Here is a 19,573-nt window from a genome sequence, read left to right on the forward strand (position 1 = left end):
ATGAATAAATCGATTTATTCATTCACATTCTAACAAATCATGGCTAGCTTGTCAATAAGAAGGCTAGATCTATTAAATAAGTGAAAGAAACGCTAACTAAATGAACACAAAAAGGAAAATATAGGATAAGGCTGGAACTATACCTAAAAATAAGGTATGATATCAGTGGGAATGTTCTCTATATAGCATCTGTTTACTGATCTGGATTTGTGGGGAATAGGCTGCTAAACAGTATGAGACACTGATCCGTAGATCTGATATGAAGGGTTTTGATATTTTGAGAAATAACAAAGGAGGAGCGCATGCACAAGATTTTACTAGTAGAAGATGACCAAGTTATTCGACAACAAGTGGGGAAACTGCTCTCTGAGTGGGGGTTTGAGGTCGTTTTGGTAGAAGATTTTATGGAAGTTTTGGCTCTTTTTGTTCAGTCGGAACCTCATTTGGTCCTCATGGATATTGGCCTGCCGCTTTTCAATGGTTACCACTGGTGTCAGGAGATTCGTAAGATTTCTCAGGTACCTATCATGTTTCTGTCTTCGAGAGACCAGGCGATGGATATTGTCATGGCGATCAATATGGGAGCGGATAACTTTGTGACCAAGCCTTTTGACCAGCAGGTGCTTCTTGCAAAGGTTCAGGGCTTGTTGCGCCGTTCTTATGAGTTTGGCCGAGATGAAAGTCTGCTGGAGTATGCGGGTGTGATCCTCAATACCAAATCTATGGACTTGCACTATCAGGGGGAAGTTCTGAGTTTGACCAAGAATGAATTTCAAATTTTGCGGGTCTTGTTTGAACATGCTGGCAATATCGTGGCGCGTGATGACCTGATGCGAGAACTCTGGAATAGTGATTTTTTCATCGATGATAATACCTTGTCTGTCAATGTTGCTCGTTTGCGTAAAAAGTTGGAGGAGCAAGGCTTAGTAGGCTTTATCGAAACCAAGAAAGGGATAGGATACGGACTGAAACATGCTTGATTGGAAACTATTTTTTCTAGCCTATCTGCGTTCTCGCAGTCGCACCCTTTTCTATATTTTTTCAATAGGCTTTCTCGTCCTTCTCTTTCAGTTTTTATTTGCTAGTCTATGGACCTATTTTCTTTATTTCTTTCTACTCAGTAGTTTTTTTACTATTTTGTTTTTGGCTTGGGATATTTTGGCAGAAGCACAGGTTTACCGGCAGGAAGTGCTCTATGCTGAGAGAGACCCCAAGTCTCCTCTGGAATGTGCGCTGGCAGAAAAACTCGAAGAGCGTGAATCTGAATTGTATCAAAAGAAGTCGGAAGCCCAAAGCAAGCTGACGGATTTGCTTGATTACTATACCTTATGGGTTCACCAGATCAAGACGCCCATTGCGGCGAGCCGTCTCTTAGTAGCAGAAGTCTCTGATCGTGAGGTTAAGCAGCAATTGGAACAGGAAATCTTTAAGATTGACTCCTATACCAATCTGGTTTTGCAGTACTTACGTTTGGAGAGCTTCCATGATGACTTGCTATTTGAAAAGATTCAAGTGGAGAAACTGGTGAAGGAAGTAGTTCGCAAGTATGCTCTTTTCTTTATCCAAAAAGGACTGACGGTCAATCTGCATGACCTTGATAAAACTATCGTGACCGATAAGAAGTGGCTGTTGGTCGTCATTGAACAAATCCTCTCAAACAGCCTCAAGTACACCAGGGAAGGCGGTTTGGAGATTTATATGGAAGGCCATGAGCTTTGTATCAAGGATACGGGAATCGGGATTAAAAACAGTGATGTGCTCCGAGTCTTTGAACGTGGCTTTTCAGGATATAATGGTCGCCTAACCCAGCAGTCATCTGGACTTGGACTTTACCTATCTAAGAAAATTTCTGAAGAACTGGGTCACCAGATTCGTATCGAGTCTGAGGTCGGAAAAGGAACGACCGTACGCATTAAATTTTCCAATATGAATCTGATAATTGAGTGAGCATAGTTGATGATAACCTTATCCATCTGTGGAATTTTTGTTTTAGTCGATATCTCTATTTTCATGATAACGTCTAGAAGTTACCGTAAGATTGTCCAGATGTAAAAAATGTTACACTAGGAAACGACTAGAATATAGTCAAAAAATAAAAGATGCAAAAATGAAAGAAAGTTATTTTGACGGAGGAATCCTAGATTATATTGGATACTCTATCTTAGTAGCCATAATTTTCGGGCATACCTTGGGGATCGCAACACCTTGGGCGGTTTGCATGATGCAAAATTGAAAACCAAACATACGGTAGTGGATGGTCAACGTCTATACTTTGACGGGACTGGAGCACAACTGTTCGGTAACTGGATCAAGTGGTTTCTTCTAAGCATCATCACATTTGGGGTCTATGGCTTCTGGTTGAAAATAAAAATGAAGCAATGGATTGTCGAACACACCAATCATGTTTAAAGATTAAAACGGCATCTTCTTTCAGAGGAGATACCGTTTTTTCTTTTTAGGATAAGGAAACAAAATTTTCTTCCTTTCTCTATCTTTTAAATTGATATATTTTTCCAGAGAAAGACTGTAAAATTTTTGATATAATGTTAAGGATAGACTGACGGATGCTTAAAGGATAATTTTCAAAAAAATAACAGGTGAGAATTAAAAATATGTAAGATTGAACAGAAGTCTCTCTGCCATCATCCAAGCAGAAACAAGATTATATGAAATAAAAGGAGTAACCAATGACCGGAAACTATTCAACACGTGAATACCGTGAGAAATTATATGATGATCTTCATGTTCGATTAAGAGATACAGTGATTTTGATGTGTGCGATTTTTATTGCCTCTATAGGTTTAAATATGAATTCAACAGCTGTCATTATTGGAGCCATGCTGATTTCCCCTCTTATGACATCGATTGTTGGACTGGGGTTTGGTTTAGCTATTTTTGATACGCGTTTAATCAAGCAATCTCTAGAGGTTTTATTTACTCAAGTATTGGTCAGTTTGCTTGTATCGACTCTGTATTTCTGGATTTCTCCCTTATCTTATGCAAGCAGCGAACTGATTGCACGAACCTCTCCAACCATTTGGGATGTTCTCATTGCTATTGCTGGTGGGATAGCAGGCGTAATTGGGTCAAGGAAAAAAGAATCAAACAATATCGTGCCAGGAGTAGCCATTGCAACAGCTCTGATGCCACCTATCTGTACTGCAGGCTATGGTTTAGCTAATGGAAATGTACGATTTTTATTTGGGGCTCTCTATCTTTTCTTGATCAACTGTGTCTTTATCATGCTAGCCAACATTGTTGGAACAAGAATTTTGATGAGAAAATCTCCCTTAAGTTCATTTAAAGAGCTAAACATTAAAATGAAAATTGGCTTGATATCCTTGATTGTATTATTGGTTCTTCCAGCCAGTTATTCAGCAGTCACTCTGACGATAGATCAAGCGCGAAAAGAAGGAATCAAACAGTTTGTAGCAAAAGAGTTCGCCAATCACACGGTCATTAATCAAGTCTACAAGTCAAGGAACAATGAATTGGTCTTAACGGTTGTTGGAGATCCGATTTCAGACGAAGAATTAGAAACGCTCCATCAAAAACAAGCCTCTTACGGTATTCAATCTGTTCAATTAAAAGTCAATCAAGTCCATAATTCGACAAAATTAGATAGTGAGATGACCAAGGAATTTTATGAAACCATTGACAAGTATATCGATCAAAAACTCTCTGAAAAGGATTCACAAAAAGATATCGTAAAAGAAAATGAAGCAGACAAGGATTGAGGATAGTCAACTTATCTAACTCATGAAAGCAAATCTTGTGTGGTGGTTTAACCAATCACTACTAGCTCAGGTTAAATAAAATATAAAAAAGCAACAACTATTTCAATTGTTGCTTTTTCTTACTGAAAAATGTTTCTCAGACTGTGATCGTTTTATTTCTCAACGCGTGATTTGTTGGCGATATCAGCTAGGATAGCTTGAACAAAGTCATCAACTGAGACAGTTTGTGTTTCTTTTTGGCCGTAGCGACGAACATTGACGGTTCCGTCCTCCATTTCCTTGTCTCCAACGATCAATTGGTAAGGAATCTTGCTGGTTTGAGAAGCACGAATCTTGAACTGCATTTTTTCATTGCGTTCGTCCACATCAGCACGAACACCGCGGTCACGAAGTTTCTTAGCCACTTCCCATGCGTAGTCCACGTGTTTTTCGTTAGAAACGGGGATGAGGGTTACTTGATGTGGTGCAAGCCATGTTGGGAAGGCACCCTTGTAGTTCTCAATCAAGATAGCTGTAAAGCGTTCCATGGTTGAGATAACCCCACGGTGGATCATAACTGGACGGTGCTCTTCACCATCAGCTCCGATGTATTTGAGGTCGAAACGTTCTGGAAGCAAGAAGTCAAGCTGGATAGTAGAAAGTGTTTCTTCTTTTCCTAGGGCAGTTTTCACTTGGATATCGAGTTTCGGACCATAGAAGGCAGCTTCACCTTCGGCTTCAAAATAGTCAACACCCATTTCATCAAGGGCTGCACGAAGCATAGTTTGAGCATTTTCCCACATCTCATCGTTGTCAAAGTACTTATGAGTATCTTGAGGGTCGCGAAGAGAGAGGCGGAAGCGATATTCAGTCAAGTTAAAGTCTTCGTAAACGTCGATAATCAACTGAAGGGCACGTTGGAATTCTTCTTGGATTTGTTCAGGAGTTACAAAGAGGTGACCGTCGTTGAGAGACATTTCACGCACACGTTGAAGACCAGTGAGGGCACCAGATTTTTCGTAGCGGTGCATCATACCGATTTCGGCGATACGGATTGGCAATTCACGGTAAGAGTGAACATGGTGTTTGTAGACTTGGATGTGGTGTGGGCAGTTCATTGGACGAAGAACGAATTCTTCCCCGTCACCCATATCCATTGTAGGGAACATGTCTTCTTGGTAATGATCCCAGTGACCAGAAGTCTTGTAGAGTTCTACTGAAGCAAGCGGTGGAGTGTAAACGTGTTGGTAGCCAGAAGCCAACTCCTTGTCGACAATGTAGCGTTCCAATTCACGACGGATAGTCGCACCATTTGGCAACCAGAATGGCAAACCTTGACCAACCTCTTGTGAAATCATGAAGAGGTCAAGCTCTTTACCAAGTTTACGGTGGTCACGTTCTTTGGCTTCTTCACGCATTTGAAGGTAGTTCTTCAAGTCTTTCTTGTCAAACCAAGCTGTACCGTAGATACGTTGCATCATCGCGTTGTCGCTATTTCCACGCCAGTAAGCACCTGCTACATGGAGAAGGTGGAAGATTTGGATACGGCCTGTTGAAGGGACGTGCGGGCCACGGCAGAGGTCCACGTATTCCCCCTGACGGTAGATGGTCAAACCGCCCTCATCTTCAGAGTGTTCTTCAATCAACTCCAACTTATAAGGGTCATTCTTGAAGATTTCACGTGCCTCGTCTTTTGTCACCTCCTCACGAATAGATGGGAAGTTTTCTTTAACGATTTTTTGCATTTCTTCTTCGATACGAGGAAGGTCTTCGTTGGAGATTTGACCAGCAGTATTGTCAGTATCGTAGTAGAAGCCATCTTCGATAGCTGGACCAACTCCCAAGTGAATGTCTGGGAAGAGGCGACGAGCTGCTTGGGCGAACAAGTGAGCAGCTGAGTGACGCAAGATTGGCAGAGCGTCTTCGTGATCAGGTGTCACGATTTCGATGCTTCCATCTTCAGTGATAGCACGAGTAGTGTCGATGAGTTTGCCGTTGAATTTACCAGCGAGAGCTTTTTTAGCTAGGGAATTGCTGATAGATTGGGCAATTTCAAAAGTTGTAACGCCAGATTCGAATTCACGAACAGCGCCATCTGGGAAAGTAATCTTAATCATGGTTTTCTCCTTAAATATTTATTCTTTTTTTGTTGGACAATTTTAAGAGCCGAGCAACTTCTTCCGCAGTCTGATTCTCTGATTGACTACCATCTGTTACGAGACTAGAATAACCTAATTTCATCGCTTCCTTACGCACCATTTGAGCAAAAAGAATGTCTCGTTGCATCCAGTTTTCAAAAGCTTTCTCAGGATTGGTTGTTCCTTCTAAAACATAAGGAACCCATTCTCTCTGTCTATAATGCTTTTTCTGAAAATCAGCTGTCGGAGTCAAGCATAGATAGGAAGATGCTGGGCATTCAAGCTCCTTTACCAAGTGAGGCAAAAGTCCTGCCCCCTCCACCAAGAGAGGCCTATCTTGATTTTTTATCAAGTAAGATTTCACATAAGGGAAAATCTCTTCATAAAAGCGCCATTCTTCGTCTGCCATCTCTTCTGGATTTCTCATCCAGATTTGTTCTGGACTTCTGTCCTGTCTCAGAAGGCAAATCGGCTGTGAGTCTGCACTTGCTTGACTCATCATCTCTTCTACCAAATCATCCAGTTTGATATGAAGTAGTTGATACTGTCTAGCAAGAAGTGAGGCAATTGTTGACTTTCCACTACAAGGCGATCCGCCAATCATATAAAGCATCGTTCTTCCTCCTTCTGACAAAACAAAAAGCGACATCCTCGAAAGGACGTCGCAACGTGGTTCCACCTTCATTTATGTTCCTCAAAAAAGAGGGACACCTCTGATTGGCTTTAACGTGGCCACCGTTTTATGTTTTCATAAAAGTCAGTAGAGTAGTATCAATTTAGACTCTCTATGCGTTTCCAGCAACCACGCACTCTCTAGTAGAAAGGGACTAAGTGACTTGTCTCTATGCATTATTATAGCATGATTGCGAGAATTTTCAAGGATTTTGTGAAAGTTTTTTATTTTTTCCTTGCTGGAGCATATATTTAATACCTGAACCTGAAGCCATACCAAGTAGGGCAAAGAGTTCATAAGCTAGGAAATAAACGAGAATGAATTCATTGAAAGTGATGATGGTAAAGCAATAGAGAAGAGCAATACTGAGTAGCCACCACAGTGAAAATTGGAAACGGTAGCTATAAAGAAGGGACACGATGAAGGTTGCCAAAGGTGAAAAGAGGATGATGTTATAAATGTAAAGTCCTTTCAGCGTATAAGGGTCAGAAATCAGCAGTAACAGCAACTCATAGAGAGGCCAGTAAAAGAAGAATATGACAAGGTAGTATGGGATATACTTAAGGTAGTTCCGCATGGCAATAGTCCTCCAATCTGCAAAAATTGAGAGAGGTTGAATACCACATAATCCTAAATGAAGGGGAGCTCTCTACCTATATTATAGCACGATTTGGAAGCTCTTACAAGTTGATCAGGTAAGTAGTGATAGTGATTTTTTGCAGTGTTTTCTGCTATAATACTAACAGAAGAAGTAAGAGGAAAAGAGGAGAAAGAATGACTAAAATAGCAGTTCTTTCAGATATACATGGAAATATGACAGCTCTGGAAGCCGTACTGGCTGATGCAAGAGTGGCAGAGGTAGAAGAGTATTGGCTTTTGGGAGATATTCTCATGCCTGGAACAGGACGTAGAAGGATATTGGATCTCTTAGCTAGCTTGCCCATCACTGCAAGAGTGCTGGGAAATTGGGAGAATAGTCTCTGGCGTGGTTTGCATCGCAAGCTAGATCCAACAAAAGCGAGTCATCGCTATCTCCTACGCCAATGCCAGTATATCTTAGAAGAGATTAGCCCTGAAGAAATCGAAGACCTCAACAATCAACCTATGCAAGTTCATCGTCAGTTTGGTGATTTGACGATAGGAATCACTCACCATCTCCCTGATAAAAACTGGGGTAGAGAGTTGATTCATACGGGAAAACAAGAAGATTTTGATAGATTGGTGACGGAACCGCATGCCTCTATCGCGGTATATGGGCATATTCACCAGCAATTGCTTCGTTACGGAAGTGATGGACAGTTGATTCTCAATCCAGGATCCATTGGGCAACCCTTCTTTTTAGATGCGCAGTTGCGTAAGGACCTGCGGGCTCAATATATGATTTTAGAGTTTGATGAGGCAGGTTTGTCTGATGTTGATTTTCGTCGAGTGGATTATGATGTAGAAGCCGAATTGCAGTTGGCTAAGGATTTGAAGCTCCCCTATTTCCAGGTCTACTATGAAAGTTTGGTAAATGGGATTCACCATACTCATAACCAGGAACTTCTGTATGAAATTGCCCAAGAACAGGGGCATGATGCCGAGTTGAATGCATGGCTAGATGGTGGTAATAATTGACATTACAACACAAAAGGGTATAATGAGTATCAGATAGGATGTGAAAGGAGAAAAAGATGCAAATTTCAAGCCGATTTACGATTGCGACTCATATGTTAATCATTATTGCCATTAAGAGTCAAGAGAGCAAAGTGACCAGTGATTTTCTCGCAGCCAGTGTTGGAGTCAATCCAGTCATTATTCGCAAAATCTTGTCCCAACTCAAAAAAGCTGAGCTGATATCAGTTGCGCGTGGGACGGGCGGTACCGAGATTATCAAAGACCTCCAAGATATCAGCCTTTTTGATGTTTATCAGGCTGTTGAATGTTTAGGAAAATCTGGTAAACTCTTTAGTTTCCATGATAATCCCAACCCTAACTGTCCAGTAGGAGCAAATATTCATGAAGTCTTGGATCAAAAATTGCTGGATATCCAACTAGCGATGGAAAACCAACTCCGTCAGACAAGTCTGGCTCAGGTTGTGGCTGATGCAGAAGCAAGAATAGTAAAATAAGAGGGCTAGACTCCTCTTTTTCTATTGCCACAATTATGGTACAATGTAGTCATCAAAGGAGGAGACTATGTACTTTATCACAGGATTTTTTGTCCTACTTTTTCTCGTTTCGTTTTTAAGGGACAATCGCAGTCTCTGGAATCCAGCTCTCTTGCTTTTGTCTCTGCTCTTTTCTTACCTGTCTATTGCCAATCTTTTTTACGAAGCTGGGCAGAAAGAAGTGCACATGGTTTTCTTTGCAGGGATTTTTCTTCTGCTGCCTCTTTTAGTTTTTCTAAGTGGTTTTTTCCTTATTTATAATGGATTTGTGTTATTGAAAAAAGAAGGAAAATCCAAGGCAAACTATTTGTCTCTAGGATTAGGCTGCGTGATTCTATTCTTTTTTGTGATCATGGCGATTCGAGTGAGCGATACCAAGGGCTTGTTTTACACCAATCATCTAGTGAATATTATCTTTTTCTTTTTGATTTATTCGTATTTGATTTTTGGTTTTGCCTTTGCAGGATTTCTGCTTTATTCTATCCTGTATCTTTTTATTCCTAAGAAAAAATATTATGATTTTATTATCATTCACGGAGCAGGTTTGTTGAATGGAGAAAAAGTGACTCCCTTACTGAAGAGTCGCATTGATAAGGCAGTAGAAGCTTATCACCAGTCTCTCAATCCCAATGTTAAAATCATCGCAAGTGGTGGTCGAGGTGGGGATGAGAAGATTTCCGAAGCTCAGGCAATTTGTAATTATTTGCTGGAAGAGACGGATGTTCCGAGAGAAGCAATTCTCCTAGAGGAAGACTCAACGACAACCTATGAGAATCTTCTCTTCTCAAAAGAAATGGGAGAGAGGCTGGTGACCAGTCCACGTTTTCTCTTTGTGACCAATGATTACCATGTTTTTCGTACCAGTACCTATGCTCGCCGTATTGGGATGAAGGGAGATGGTCTTGGTTGCCGTACAGCCGCCTACTATATCCCATCGGCCTTTATCAGAGAATATATTGCCCTATGTGTGAAGATAAAATGGACTTTTATCGCCTTCTATATTTTATTGATTTTAGCTTTGATTTTCTCTTATAGGGGTATTTTATGGTAATATATGAAAAAAATCTCCGTTAGGAGATTTTTTGTAAAATTCATGTAGTCATTATTATTCAATTTTGCTTATGGCAAAATGGCTTTTAGTTCCTTCAGGATAGTTTGCAAGGTTACGACTGCTTGCTTTCCTTGTTGCGGTTGGTAGAGTAGTAGGAAATAGTCGCGAATAGTTTCTTCAAATTGCTTAGGGAGGAGAGTACAATTGGCCTTTGCGTACTCCAGCATCCGTTTTTCACCAGGATGGGTTTGCTCATTGAGCGCAAATAGCAAGTCAAAGTAGGAAGCAAAAAATTCACTTGAACGATGATTCATACTGAGAAGATCTTGACGTTTGATAGCTTTTTCTATTTGGACAGAGAAGGCAGGCATGGCTTGTTCTAGCAAAAGGAGTTGCCTTTCAATGATGTGCTTTTTGAGTTCCTGTGGATAGGGAATCTGGTAGGCTCTTTGGAGCGAAGCATAGTTTCCATTCGGATCGTATAGAATCTTGCTGTGGAGTAGATTATGCCACATGCAAGTTGTATAAGCATTTTGAGCTTTGTGTTGAAAAACGGTTGAGTTCAATTCTTGTTCAAACGACTCCAGCGAACGATAAATCAACTCGATTTGGATACCGTTGTTTAGTACACAGTCGTCCTCTAATTCCCAAAACTGGTTTCCAATTTCCATATAGGAGCAGTATTTACTCAAAATATTTTGTCGAATTGCCTCATCAATGGGAGAGTTGAGATAGATGTAGACATCATAATCAGAAGTTTGATCATAGTCTTGTCCTGCACGTGAACCACCTAGAGCGATGGCTTCTACTTGTTCCAGTTGAGAGAATTCTTTGTAAAGTTCTTGGATCATTATTTTTCTCCTAGCTTTATGGTTTAAAGTCATTTTACCAAAAAGTAAAACGCTTGCATAGTGTTGGGTTGCTCTTTTCATTTATAGCAAAAAAATGTGAACCCCTGTTGTTGGTTCACATTTATTTTTATTCTGCGGCTTGCTTCCAACGTTTGGCTAGCATGCGAGACAGACTTGAAATTGCTAGGTTAAAGCTGAAATAGATCAGAGCAATCAAGATATAAAGACTGAAGACCTGCTCTGGTTCGAAATAACGTCCCATTAAGATTTGGCTAGCGCCAAAGAGTTCTTGCAGGGCGATAACAGAGTAGAGGAGGCTGGTATCCTTAATCACGGTTACAAACTGAGAAATAATAGCGGGTAGCATTTTGCGGATTGCTTGTGGGAGAATGATGTAGTAGAGGATTTGAGCTGAAGTGAATCCTTGCGACATTCCTGCTTCGTACTGGCCCTTGTCCACGGCATTGAGACCACCTCGGATAATCTCAGCCAGGGCTGCTGAGGTAAAAAGGGTAAAGGCAGTAATACCTGCTGGTGTAGACTTCATCTTAAACACCAAAAAGATGGTGAAAATCCAGAGAAGGTTGGGAACGTTACGTACAAACTCGATATAAATGCTGGAGATGATCCATAAGACAGGATTTTTCCCATTTCTCATGACGGCTAGCACTGTCCCTATAAGGGTAGAAAGGACAATGGCAATCAGAGAAATATAGAGGGTCAAGCCAAATCCTTTAAAGATAAAGACTAGGTTATCTGGGGTCAAAACTTCTAAAATAGATTCCATAGTAACCTCCTAAAGTGAATAGGCTTTTTTGTTGGCTTGCTCCATCTTGCGACCAAACTGGGCAACAGGGAAGCATAGGGCAAAGTAGAGAAGGGCAGCACCTAAAAAGGCTGGAATATAGTTTCCGTTGAGAGCCGACCAAGATTTGGTCACAAACATCAAGTCTACTCCAGAGATGATGGCAACTGTAGAGGTATTCTTGATGAGGTTAACGATTTGGTTGGTCAATGGAGGGAGAATGATACGGAAGGCCTGAGGCAAGATAATCAAGCGCATGGCACTGATATAGGTGAAACCTTGTGACAAGGCGGCCTCCATCTGACCGCTAGGAATAGACTGAATCCCTGAACGAATCACCTCAGCGATATAAGCACCGTGATAGAGTCCCACGCAGAGAACAGCTGTCCAATAAATCGGAATCATGATGGTATGGTCACTGATAAGAGGCAAACCATAAAAGACGATGACAAACTGCATCAATAGGGGGGTGTTTTGGTAAAATTCGACAAAGATACGAGCCAAAATTCTTAAAATTTGATGTTTGCTAGTTGATAGGACTCCAAAGAAGATGCCCAAAACCATAGCGAGGATAAAGGAACCAATCGCTAGGGCAAGGGTGAAGAGGAAACCATTGAAAAATTGCCCAAAATCCTGAAAATAGGCTGTCCAAGATGATAAATCTGTCATGGGGTGTCCTCCTTAATCTGCAGTATGGCTAGATGGTTTGAGCTTGTAACGGTCATAAAGTTTCTGCAAACTACCGTCCTTGCTCCATTTTGTAACCAAGTTATCAAGATAGTCGTTGAGCTCAGTATTTGATTTCTTGGTAACAATACCATAGTCAGATGGCTTAAAACTATCATCTAGCAGTTCTGTTCGTTTACTAGTGTAGCCAGATAGGATAGAGCGGTCAACAGAGAATGCGTCAATACGATGGGCATGAAGCGAAGTAATCAACTCTGGATAAGAACCAAGTTCGACGAATTTAAAGGTTAGACCTTTCTTTTTACCTAGTTCAGTAATCAGGCGCTGGGTGATGGAACCTTGAGCAACTCCGATGGTTTTGCCATTTAGGTCTTCAATGCTTTTGATATTGGCAGATTTATTGACCAAGAAGCCAGAAGCGTCCGTATAGTAGGGACTGGTGAAGTTGTAGAGTTTTTTGCGTTCTTCTGTGATGGTAAAGGTCGCGATATCCAAATCGACCTGTTCATTGTCAAGAAGTGGGCCACGGGTTTGAGCGGTAACAGGAACGTAGCGAACCTTGACCTTGAGCTCATCTGCAATCATCTTGGCTAAGTCGGTTTCGATACCAGAATAAGTCCCTGTCTTGGGATCCTTGTAGCCAAAATTGGGAACGTCTTGTTTCACACCGACAACTAGCTCGCCTCTCTTTTGAATATCTGCGACACTGGTGTCAGCCTGGACTGGTTTGGCAGCAGCAAGGCTGAAAAGGCTGATCAATAATGCGGATAAAAAGAATTTCTTTTTCATAGGTGACTCCTTATTTGACTTTATCACTTTCGTGGTTGATAATTTTGCTGAGGAATTGCTGGGCACGAGGTTCGCTTGGATTGTCGAAAAAGTCATCGACATCTGTCGTATCCACCAAAACTTCTCCGTCGGCCATAAAGATGATATGGTCAGCAACTTCACGGGCAAAGCCCATTTCGTGGGTAACGATGATCATGTTCATCCCGTCATGTACCAGTTTTTGCATAACAGCTAGAACGTCTCCGATAGTCTCAGGGTCAAGGGCAGATGTTGGCTCATCAAAGAGGAGGAGCTCAGGATGCATAGCGAGACCACGTGCGATGGCAATCCGCTGTTTTTGTCCACCAGATAGCATGGCTGGATAAGAATCTTTCTTGTCCCACATGTTTACAAATTCCAGGTATTTTTGGGCTGTTTTTTCAGCTTCTTTTTTATCAATTCCTAGAACTTTTATGGGTGCTAGTGTCACGTTTTCTAACACTGTTTTGTGTGGATAGAGGTTAAAATGCTGGAAAACCATGCCGACTTCCTTACGAAGAGGCACCAAATCTTTCTGGCTAGCGCCTGCTACTTGGTGTCCATTGACTAGAAGACTTCCTTTGTCTACAGCCTCCAAACCATTGATGGTGCGGATAAGAGTGGACTTCCCAGAACCAGAAGGGCCTAGGAGGACAACAACTTGCCCTTTTTCAAAACGGAGATTGATGTCGCGGAGTGCGTGGTAGTCTCCGTAATATTTTTCGACGTTTTTAAATTCTACTAAAGCCATGAGAGATCTCCTTTGTGTTAGATTTTATAACATGATTCTACACCAAAAGAATGTTCTTGTCAAATCATATCTGAAAAAATTCACTAAAATGTTATAAAAAAGCAATCTGGATAGAGAAAATGCCTAAATCGTGTTATAATGAAACGATAGAATTCTTAGAAAGAGTGGATGTTTTTTTGATAACTCCTACTTATGAATGGCAGTTTGCCCCGCAGGTTGAAGATGCGGATTTTACAAAGATAGCCAAGAAGGCTGGGCTGGGTCCTGAGGTGGCTCGGTTATTATTTGAAAGAGGGATTCAGGATGAAGAAAGTCTAAAGAAGTTTTTAGAACCTTCTTTAGAGGAGTTACATGATCCCTATCTGCTCCATGATATGGATAAGGCAGTGGAACGGATTCGTCAGGCCATTGAAGAAGGGGAAAACATTCTCATCTATGGAGACTACGATGCGGATGGTATGACTTCAGCTTCGATTGTTAAGGAAAGTTTGGAACAGCTTGGCGCTGAGTGCCGTGTTTATTTGCCAAATCGTTTTACCGATGGCTATGGCCCCAATGCCAGTGTTTATAAATACTTTATCGAGCAAGAGGGGATTTCCTTGATTGTGACAGTGGATAATGGGGTTGCAGGTCACGAGGCAATTGAATTGGCCCAGTCTATGGGAGTGGATGTCATTGTGACTGACCATCATTCCATGCCTGAAATCTTGCCAGATGCTTATGCGATTGTTCATCCCGAGCATCCAGATGCGGACTATCCTTTCAAATATTTGGCTGGTTGCGGAGTGGCTTTCAAGCTGGCTTGCGCCCTTTTAGAAGAAGTGCAAGTGGAACTGCTTGATTTGGTTGCTATCGGTACCATTGCCGATATGGTGAGCTTGACGGATGAGAACCGTATCTTGGTTCAATATGGGCTGGAAATGCTGGGGCATACTCAGCGCATCGGTCTGCAAGAAATGCTGGATATGGCTGGGATTGCTGCCAATGAAGTGACAGAAGAAACGGTTGGCTTTCAGATTGCCCCTCGTTTAAATGCCTTAGGCCGCTTGGATGATCCCAACCCTGCCATTGATTTGTTGACTGGCTTTGACGACGAGGAAGCGCATGAGATTGCCCTCATGATTCATCAGAAAAATGAAGAGCGCAAGGAAATCGTACAATTTATCTACGAAGAAGCAAAGACCATGGTGGATCCTGAGAAGAAGGTCCAAGTCTTGGCCAAGGAGGGTTGGAATCCTGGAGTTCTGGGTATCGTGGCTGGGCGCTTGTTGGAAGAACTAGGGCAGACAGTCATTGTTCTTAATATAGAAGATGGTCGTGCCAAGGGTAGCGCTCGTAGTGTGGAAGCGGTCGATATTTTTGAGGCACTGGATCCCCATCGAGACCTCTTTATCGCCTTTGGCGGCCATGCTGGTGCAGCGGGAATGACGCTGGAAGTTGAGAAACTTTCAGATTTATCTCAGGTCTTGGAAGACTATATCCGTGAAAAAGGCGCAGATGCTAGTGGTAAGAACAAGTTAAATCTAGATGAAGAGCTAGACTTGGAGACTCTTAGTTTAGAAACGGTTAAAAGCTTTGAGCGCTTGGCGCCTTTTGGAATGGACAATCAGAAACCTGTCTTTTATATCAAGGATTTTCAGGTCGAAAGTGCTAGAACCATGGGAGCAGGCAATGCCCACCTCAAACTAAAAATTTCCAAGGGTGAGGCGAGTTTTGAAGTGGTAGCCTTCGGACAAGGTAGATGGGCGACAGAGTTTGCTCAAACAAAAAACTTAGAATTGGCAGTCACCCTGTCTGTCAATCAATGGAATGGTCAAACTGCCCTCCAGTTGATGATGGTAGATGCGCGTGTGGAGGGTGTTCAACTCTTTAACATTCGTGGGAAGAATGTAGTTTTGCCAGAAGGGGTTCCAGTCTTGGACTTTGCTGGAGAATTACCAGAATTAGTGACCAGTGATGCTGTGGTTGTGAAAACCATTCCTGAGGATATTACACTGCTTAAGACTATATTTAAGGAACAAAATTTCTCTGCGGTCTATTTCAAAAATGACATTGACAAGGCCTATTATCTGACAGGTTATGGAACTAGAGAGCAGTTTGCCAAATTATACAAGACGATTTACCAGTTCCCAGAGTTTGATATTCGCTATAAACTCAAGGATTTGGCGGCTTATCTCAATATCCAACAAATCTTGCTGGTCAAGATGATTCAAGTATTTGAAGAGCTAGGTTTTGTGATGATCAAAGATGGTGTCATGAAGGTGAACAAAGAAGCACCCAAGCGGGAGATCGGGGAAAGTCAGATATATCAAGATCTCAAACAAACCGTAAAAAATCAAGAAATCATGGCGCTGGGTACGGTGCAAGAAATTTATGACTTTTTGATGGAGAAAAACTAAAAGATAGGAAAGAGTTGGGCAACCAGCTCTTTTTTGGAAACAAATCTTCATTTTGAAAATCATCAAAAAAATGGTATAATGGTAGGAAAAGATTCGGCTGAAAGTTTTAGAGCTTTTAGAATAAGAGGGTAAATCCACCCTATAATCAAGATAAACTAAGGTTTCGGAGGAAAAATGAGTAATATCAGTTTAACAACACTAGGTGGTGTGCGTGAAAACGGGAAAAATATGTACATTGCTGAGATCAATGGATCTATTTTTGTTTTGGATGCAGGGCTTAAATACCCTGAAAATGAACAACTTGGAGTTGATGTCGTCATTCCAAACATGGATTACCTTTTTGAAAATAGCGATCGTATCGCTGGGGTTTTCTTGACCCACGGACATGCGGATGCCATTGGTGCTCTGCCTTATCTCTTGGCAGAGGCTAAGGTACCTGTGTTTGGCTCTGAGTTGACTATCGAGTTGGCGAAGCTCTTTGTCAAAGGAATTGATACGGTCAAGAAATTCAATGACTTCCATGTGATAGATGAGGATACAGAGATTGATTTTGGAGGGACTGTGGTTTCCTTCTTCCGTACAACTCACTCTATCCCAGAAAGTTTGGGAGTTGTCTTGAAATCAAGTGAAGGTAGCATCGTTTATACAGGTGACTTCAAATTTGACCAGACGGCTAGTAAATCCTATGCGACGGATTTTGGTCGTTTGGCGGAGATTGGCCGCGAAGGTGTCTTAGCTCTTCTTAGTGACTCGGCGAATGCGGACAGCAATATCCAGGTAGCGGGTGAGAGTGAAGTTGGGGATGAAATTACCCAGACCATTGCGGACTGGGAAGGTCGTATCATCGTTGCGGCAGTTGCCAGCAACCTCTCTCGTATCCAGCAGGTCTTTGATGCTGCTGCGGATACAGGTCGTCGAGTTGTTTTGACGGGATTTGATGTTGAAAATATTGTTCGAACAGCGATTCGACTCAAAAAATTGTCTCTAGCCAACGAAAGTCTCTTGATCAAACCCAAAGAAATGTCTCGATTTGAAGACCATGAGTTGATTATCCTTGAGACTGGTCGTATGGGTGAGCCTATTAATGGCCTTCGTAAGATGTCCATCGGTCGCCATCGCTATGTAGAAATCAAGGACGGTGACCTAGTTTATATCGTAACGACTCCATCTATCGCTAAAGAAGCTGTCATGGCGCGTGTGGAAAATATGATCTACCAAGCTGGTGGTGTAGTGAAACTCATTACCCAAAGTTTGCGAGTATCAGGACACGGGAATGCGCGTGATCTGCAGTTGATGATCAATCTCTTGCAACCCAAGTATCTCTTCCCTATCCAAGGGGAATACCGTGAGTTAGATGCGCATGCCAAGGCTGCCATGGCGGTTGGAATGTTACCAGAGCGTATTTTCATTCCTAAAAAGGGAACCACCATGTCCTATGAACATGGAGACTTTGTCCCAGCTGGATCAGTTTCTGCAGGTGATGTCTTGATTGACGGAAATGCTATCGGAGATGTTGGAAATGTTGTCCTTCGTGACCGTAAAGTCTTGTCAGAGGATGGGATTTTTATCGTGGCTATCACTGTCAACCGTCGTGAGAAGAAAATTGTGGCTAAGGCTCGCGTCCATACGCGTGGATTTGTTTATCTCAAGAAGAGCCGTGATATTCTCCGTGAAAGTTCTGAATTGATTAACCAAACGGTAGAAGAATATCTTCAAGGTGATGATTTTGACTGGGCAGATCTCAAAGGTAAGGTTCGTGATAATCTGACCAAGTACCTCTTTGATCAAACCAAGCGTCGCCCAGCAATCTTGCCAGTCGTGATGGAAGCCAAATAATAAGCAGCATACCTACAGAAAAAGTCGAAATTCGGCTTTTTCTTATAGAATAGTAAAAGGAGACAACCATGGCAGTTATGAATATTGAGTATTACTCTGAAGTTTTGGATATGGAGTGGGGCGTTACTGTGCTCTATCCAGATGCCAGTCGGGTAACTGAACCAGATTGTAAAGATATTCCTGTCCTTTATCTTTTGCATGGAATGTCAGGAAATCAGAATAGCTGGCTCAAGCGAACCAATGTCGAGCGCTTGTTGCGAGGCACCAATCTCATTGTTATCATGCCCAATACTAGCAATGGCTGGTACACAGATACCCAGTATGGTTTTGACTACTTTACTGCTCTAGCAGAAGAGTTACCTCAGGTTATGAAACGTTTCTTCCCCAATATGACCAGCAAGCGAGAAAAGACCTTCATTGCAGGTCTCTCTATGGGTGGCTATGGTTCCTTCAAACTAGCTCTCGCAACCAATCGTTTTTCTCATGCAGCTAGTTTTTCTGGTGCACTCAGCTTTCAAGAATTTTCTCCTGAAAGTCAGGATTTGGGCTCTCTTGCCTACTGGAGAGGAGTTTTTGGAGAAATCAAAGATTGGACAGCTAGCCCTCATTCGCTTGAAAGTATCGCTGCGAAATCGGATAAAAAAACCAAACTTTGGGCTTGGTGTGGTGAACAAGACTATCTCTACTCAGCCAATAACCTCGCTGTGAAAAACCTCAAAAAGCTTGGTTTTGAAGTGACCTATAGTCATAGTGCTGGCACTCACGAGTGGTACTACTGGGAAAAACAATTGGAGCGTTTTTTAGCTACTCTACCAATTAACTTTGTTTTGGAAGAGCGCTTATCTTAGTTTTAGGTTTTTTTCAGTTTTTTGAGTAAAATAGAGAATCTATCTTGATTATGGGAGACCATTGATTTTAAGATAGATTCTTATTTTTATGAAAGGTGGAGTGTCATGTTCTGGATTGTTCGATTATTCTTCCGATTTCTTTTGGGCATTTGGCGTTTCTTCTGGCGTCTGGTTTGGACCTTGGTTATCATCGTTCTCCTTGCCTTTGGAGTAGTTTGGTATCTGACAGGTGATTTTCATTCTGCGATCAATCAGGTTGAAAAAATGAGCCAGATTGGTCAAGGTGGCTGGAATCAATGGAAGGAAACGGGAAGGCTGGAAGTCTTGTCTCAGACAGACAGTCACCAACACGCGGAAGGCAAGTGGGCTCAGGCTTCAGCCCGCATCTATATTGAGCCTCAAATGGATGAGACCTTCCAAGGTGCCTATGCAGAAGCCATAAAAAACTGGAATCAAACGGGAGCCTTTACCTTTGAGGTGGTTGCGGATCCTAGCCAGGCAGATATTGTGGCAAGTGAAATGAATGATGGAACGACAGCTGTAGCTGGCCAAGCCGAGAGCCAAACCAATCTGTTGACCAATCAATTTATATCTGTAACAGTTCGCCTAAATCATTATTATCAATCCAATCCAAGTTATGGATATTCCTATGAACGGATCGTGCATACAGCGGAGCACGAGCTGGGACATGCCATCGGATTGGATCATACTAACGAGACTTCTGTTATGCAGCCGGCAGGCTCCTACTATGGGATTCAGCCTCAGGATGTGAAGGCTGTTCAAGAACTTTATACCAGTAGCGACTAGATAAAGTCGGTGCAATCCGAAAGAAATCAAAGCTCCTCCATCAAACGGTTGGTG

At 42.0% G+C, this 19,573-nt stretch carries 18 protein-coding genes and 2 pseudogenes; 12 read left to right on the forward strand and 8 right to left on the reverse strand.

Annotation, left to right across the window (positions count from 1 at the left end; translation table 11 throughout):
• Positions 1-302: 302 nt before the first annotated feature.
• The 5 genes and pseudogenes from M1F97_RS00545 (at position 303) to M1F97_RS00560 (ending at position 3,737) form a co-directional block, all read left to right on the forward strand.
• A complete protein-coding gene (locus tag M1F97_RS00545; RefSeq protein WP_247943852.1) occupies positions 303-980 on the forward strand; it encodes a response regulator transcription factor in 678 nt (225 codons plus the stop codon).
• Complete coding sequence (locus M1F97_RS00550) at positions 973-1,947, forward strand: sensor histidine kinase (protein WP_247943853.1); 975 nt, start codon at positions 973-975, stop codon at positions 1,945-1,947. Before M1F97_RS00545 ends, M1F97_RS00550 begins: the two co-directional genes overlap by 8 nt.
• 6 nt (positions 1,948-1,953) lie before the next feature.
• Positions 1,954-2,052, forward strand: a pseudogene (locus M1F97_RS09190) (peptide ABC transporter); the annotation flags it as partial.
• Between the two features lie 55 nt (positions 2,053-2,107).
• A pseudogene (locus M1F97_RS00555) lies at positions 2,108-2,409 on the forward strand (DUF898 family protein).
• Between the two features lie 278 nt (positions 2,410-2,687).
• Entirely contained in the window at positions 2,688-3,737 is a 1,050-nt protein-coding gene (locus M1F97_RS00560; protein ID WP_247943854.1) for a DUF389 domain-containing protein, read from the forward strand.
• Positions 3,738-3,889: 152 nt separating this feature from the next.
• On the opposite strand, the gene thrS is transcribed toward M1F97_RS00560, so the two are convergent.
• The 3 genes from thrS to M1F97_RS00575 form a co-directional block, all read right to left on the reverse strand.
• Positions 3,890-5,833 (reverse strand): threonine--tRNA ligase, encoded by a 1,944-nt coding sequence (gene thrS / locus M1F97_RS00565; protein ID WP_247943855.1) that lies wholly within the window; start codon positions 5,831-5,833, stop codon positions 3,890-3,892.
• Positions 5,834-5,843: 10 nt separating this feature from the next.
• Positions 5,844-6,467: an AAA family ATPase gene (locus M1F97_RS00570; RefSeq protein WP_247943856.1), complete on the reverse strand. Its 624-nt coding sequence runs from the start codon at positions 6,465-6,467 to the stop codon at positions 5,844-5,846.
• Positions 6,468-6,729: 262 nt separating this feature from the next.
• On the reverse strand, positions 6,730-7,104 hold the full coding sequence (locus tag M1F97_RS00575; RefSeq protein ID WP_247943857.1) for a hypothetical protein: 375 nt from the start codon (positions 7,102-7,104) through the stop codon (positions 6,730-6,732).
• 197 nt (positions 7,105-7,301) lie between these two features.
• Between M1F97_RS00575 and M1F97_RS00580 the strand changes: the two genes are divergently transcribed.
• The 3 genes from M1F97_RS00580 (at position 7,302) to M1F97_RS00590 (ending at position 9,728) form a co-directional block, all read left to right on the forward strand.
• Complete coding sequence (locus M1F97_RS00580) at positions 7,302-8,144, forward strand: metallophosphoesterase family protein (RefSeq protein WP_169446521.1); 843 nt, start codon at positions 7,302-7,304, stop codon at positions 8,142-8,144.
• Positions 8,145-8,200: 56 nt separating this feature from the next.
• On the forward strand, positions 8,201-8,638 hold the full coding sequence (locus M1F97_RS00585; RefSeq protein WP_247943858.1) for an Rrf2 family transcriptional regulator: 438 nt from the start codon (positions 8,201-8,203) through the stop codon (positions 8,636-8,638).
• Between the two features lie 67 nt (positions 8,639-8,705).
• Complete coding sequence (locus M1F97_RS00590; RefSeq protein ID WP_247943859.1) at positions 8,706-9,728, forward strand: YdcF family protein; 1,023 nt, start codon at positions 8,706-8,708, stop codon at positions 9,726-9,728.
• A gap of 68 nt (positions 9,729-9,796) precedes the next feature.
• Here the strand turns inward: M1F97_RS00590 and M1F97_RS00595 are convergent, their stop codons facing one another.
• The 5 genes from M1F97_RS00595 to M1F97_RS00615 all read right to left on the reverse strand — a co-directional run bounded on the left by M1F97_RS00595 (position 9,797) and on the right by M1F97_RS00615 (position 13,629).
• On the reverse strand, positions 9,797-10,579 hold the full coding sequence (locus M1F97_RS00595) for a DUF4037 domain-containing protein (RefSeq protein WP_169446518.1): 783 nt from the start codon (positions 10,577-10,579) through the stop codon (positions 9,797-9,799).
• Positions 10,580-10,706: 127 nt separating this feature from the next.
• On the reverse strand, positions 10,707-11,366 hold the full coding sequence (locus tag M1F97_RS00600; RefSeq protein ID WP_169446517.1) for an amino acid ABC transporter permease: 660 nt from the start codon (positions 11,364-11,366) through the stop codon (positions 10,707-10,709).
• A 9-nt stretch (positions 11,367-11,375) separates the two neighbouring features.
• A complete protein-coding gene (locus tag M1F97_RS00605) occupies positions 11,376-12,053 on the reverse strand; it encodes an amino acid ABC transporter permease (RefSeq protein WP_247943860.1) in 678 nt (225 codons plus the stop codon).
• 12 nt (positions 12,054-12,065) lie between these two features.
• Positions 12,066-12,860, reverse strand: coding sequence for a transporter substrate-binding domain-containing protein (locus M1F97_RS00610; RefSeq protein WP_247943861.1), 795 nt, complete (start codon positions 12,858-12,860; stop codon positions 12,066-12,068).
• A 10-nt stretch (positions 12,861-12,870) separates the two neighbouring features.
• Positions 12,871-13,629 carry an amino acid ABC transporter ATP-binding protein gene (locus M1F97_RS00615; RefSeq protein ID WP_247943862.1) on the reverse strand — a complete coding sequence of 253 codons (759 nt, stop codon included), beginning with the start codon at positions 13,627-13,629 and terminating at the stop codon, positions 12,871-12,873.
• Between the two features lie 176 nt (positions 13,630-13,805).
• Here M1F97_RS00615 and recJ point away from each other — a divergent pair, with 176 nt between their 5' ends.
• The 4 genes from recJ (at position 13,806) to M1F97_RS00635 (ending at position 19,519) form a co-directional block, all read left to right on the forward strand.
• On the forward strand, positions 13,806-16,028 hold the full coding sequence (gene recJ / locus M1F97_RS00620) for a single-stranded-DNA-specific exonuclease RecJ (protein WP_247944307.1): 2,223 nt from the start codon (positions 13,806-13,808) through the stop codon (positions 16,026-16,028).
• A gap of 174 nt (positions 16,029-16,202) precedes the next feature.
• Positions 16,203-17,864, forward strand: coding sequence for a ribonuclease J (locus M1F97_RS00625; protein WP_084925641.1), 1,662 nt, complete (start codon positions 16,203-16,205; stop codon positions 17,862-17,864).
• A gap of 68 nt (positions 17,865-17,932) precedes the next feature.
• On the forward strand, positions 17,933-18,712 hold the full coding sequence (locus M1F97_RS00630; RefSeq protein ID WP_084925643.1) for an alpha/beta hydrolase: 780 nt from the start codon (positions 17,933-17,935) through the stop codon (positions 18,710-18,712).
• Positions 18,713-18,817: 105 nt separating this feature from the next.
• Positions 18,818-19,519: a M57 family metalloprotease gene (locus M1F97_RS00635; protein WP_247943863.1), complete on the forward strand. Its 702-nt coding sequence runs from the start codon at positions 18,818-18,820 to the stop codon at positions 19,517-19,519.
• Positions 19,520-19,573 lie beyond the last annotated feature (54 nt).

It is taken from the genome of Streptococcus oralis (assembly GCF_023110435.1).
In the GTDB taxonomy this organism is placed as follows: domain Bacteria; phylum Bacillota; class Bacilli; order Lactobacillales; family Streptococcaceae; genus Streptococcus; species Streptococcus oralis_CF.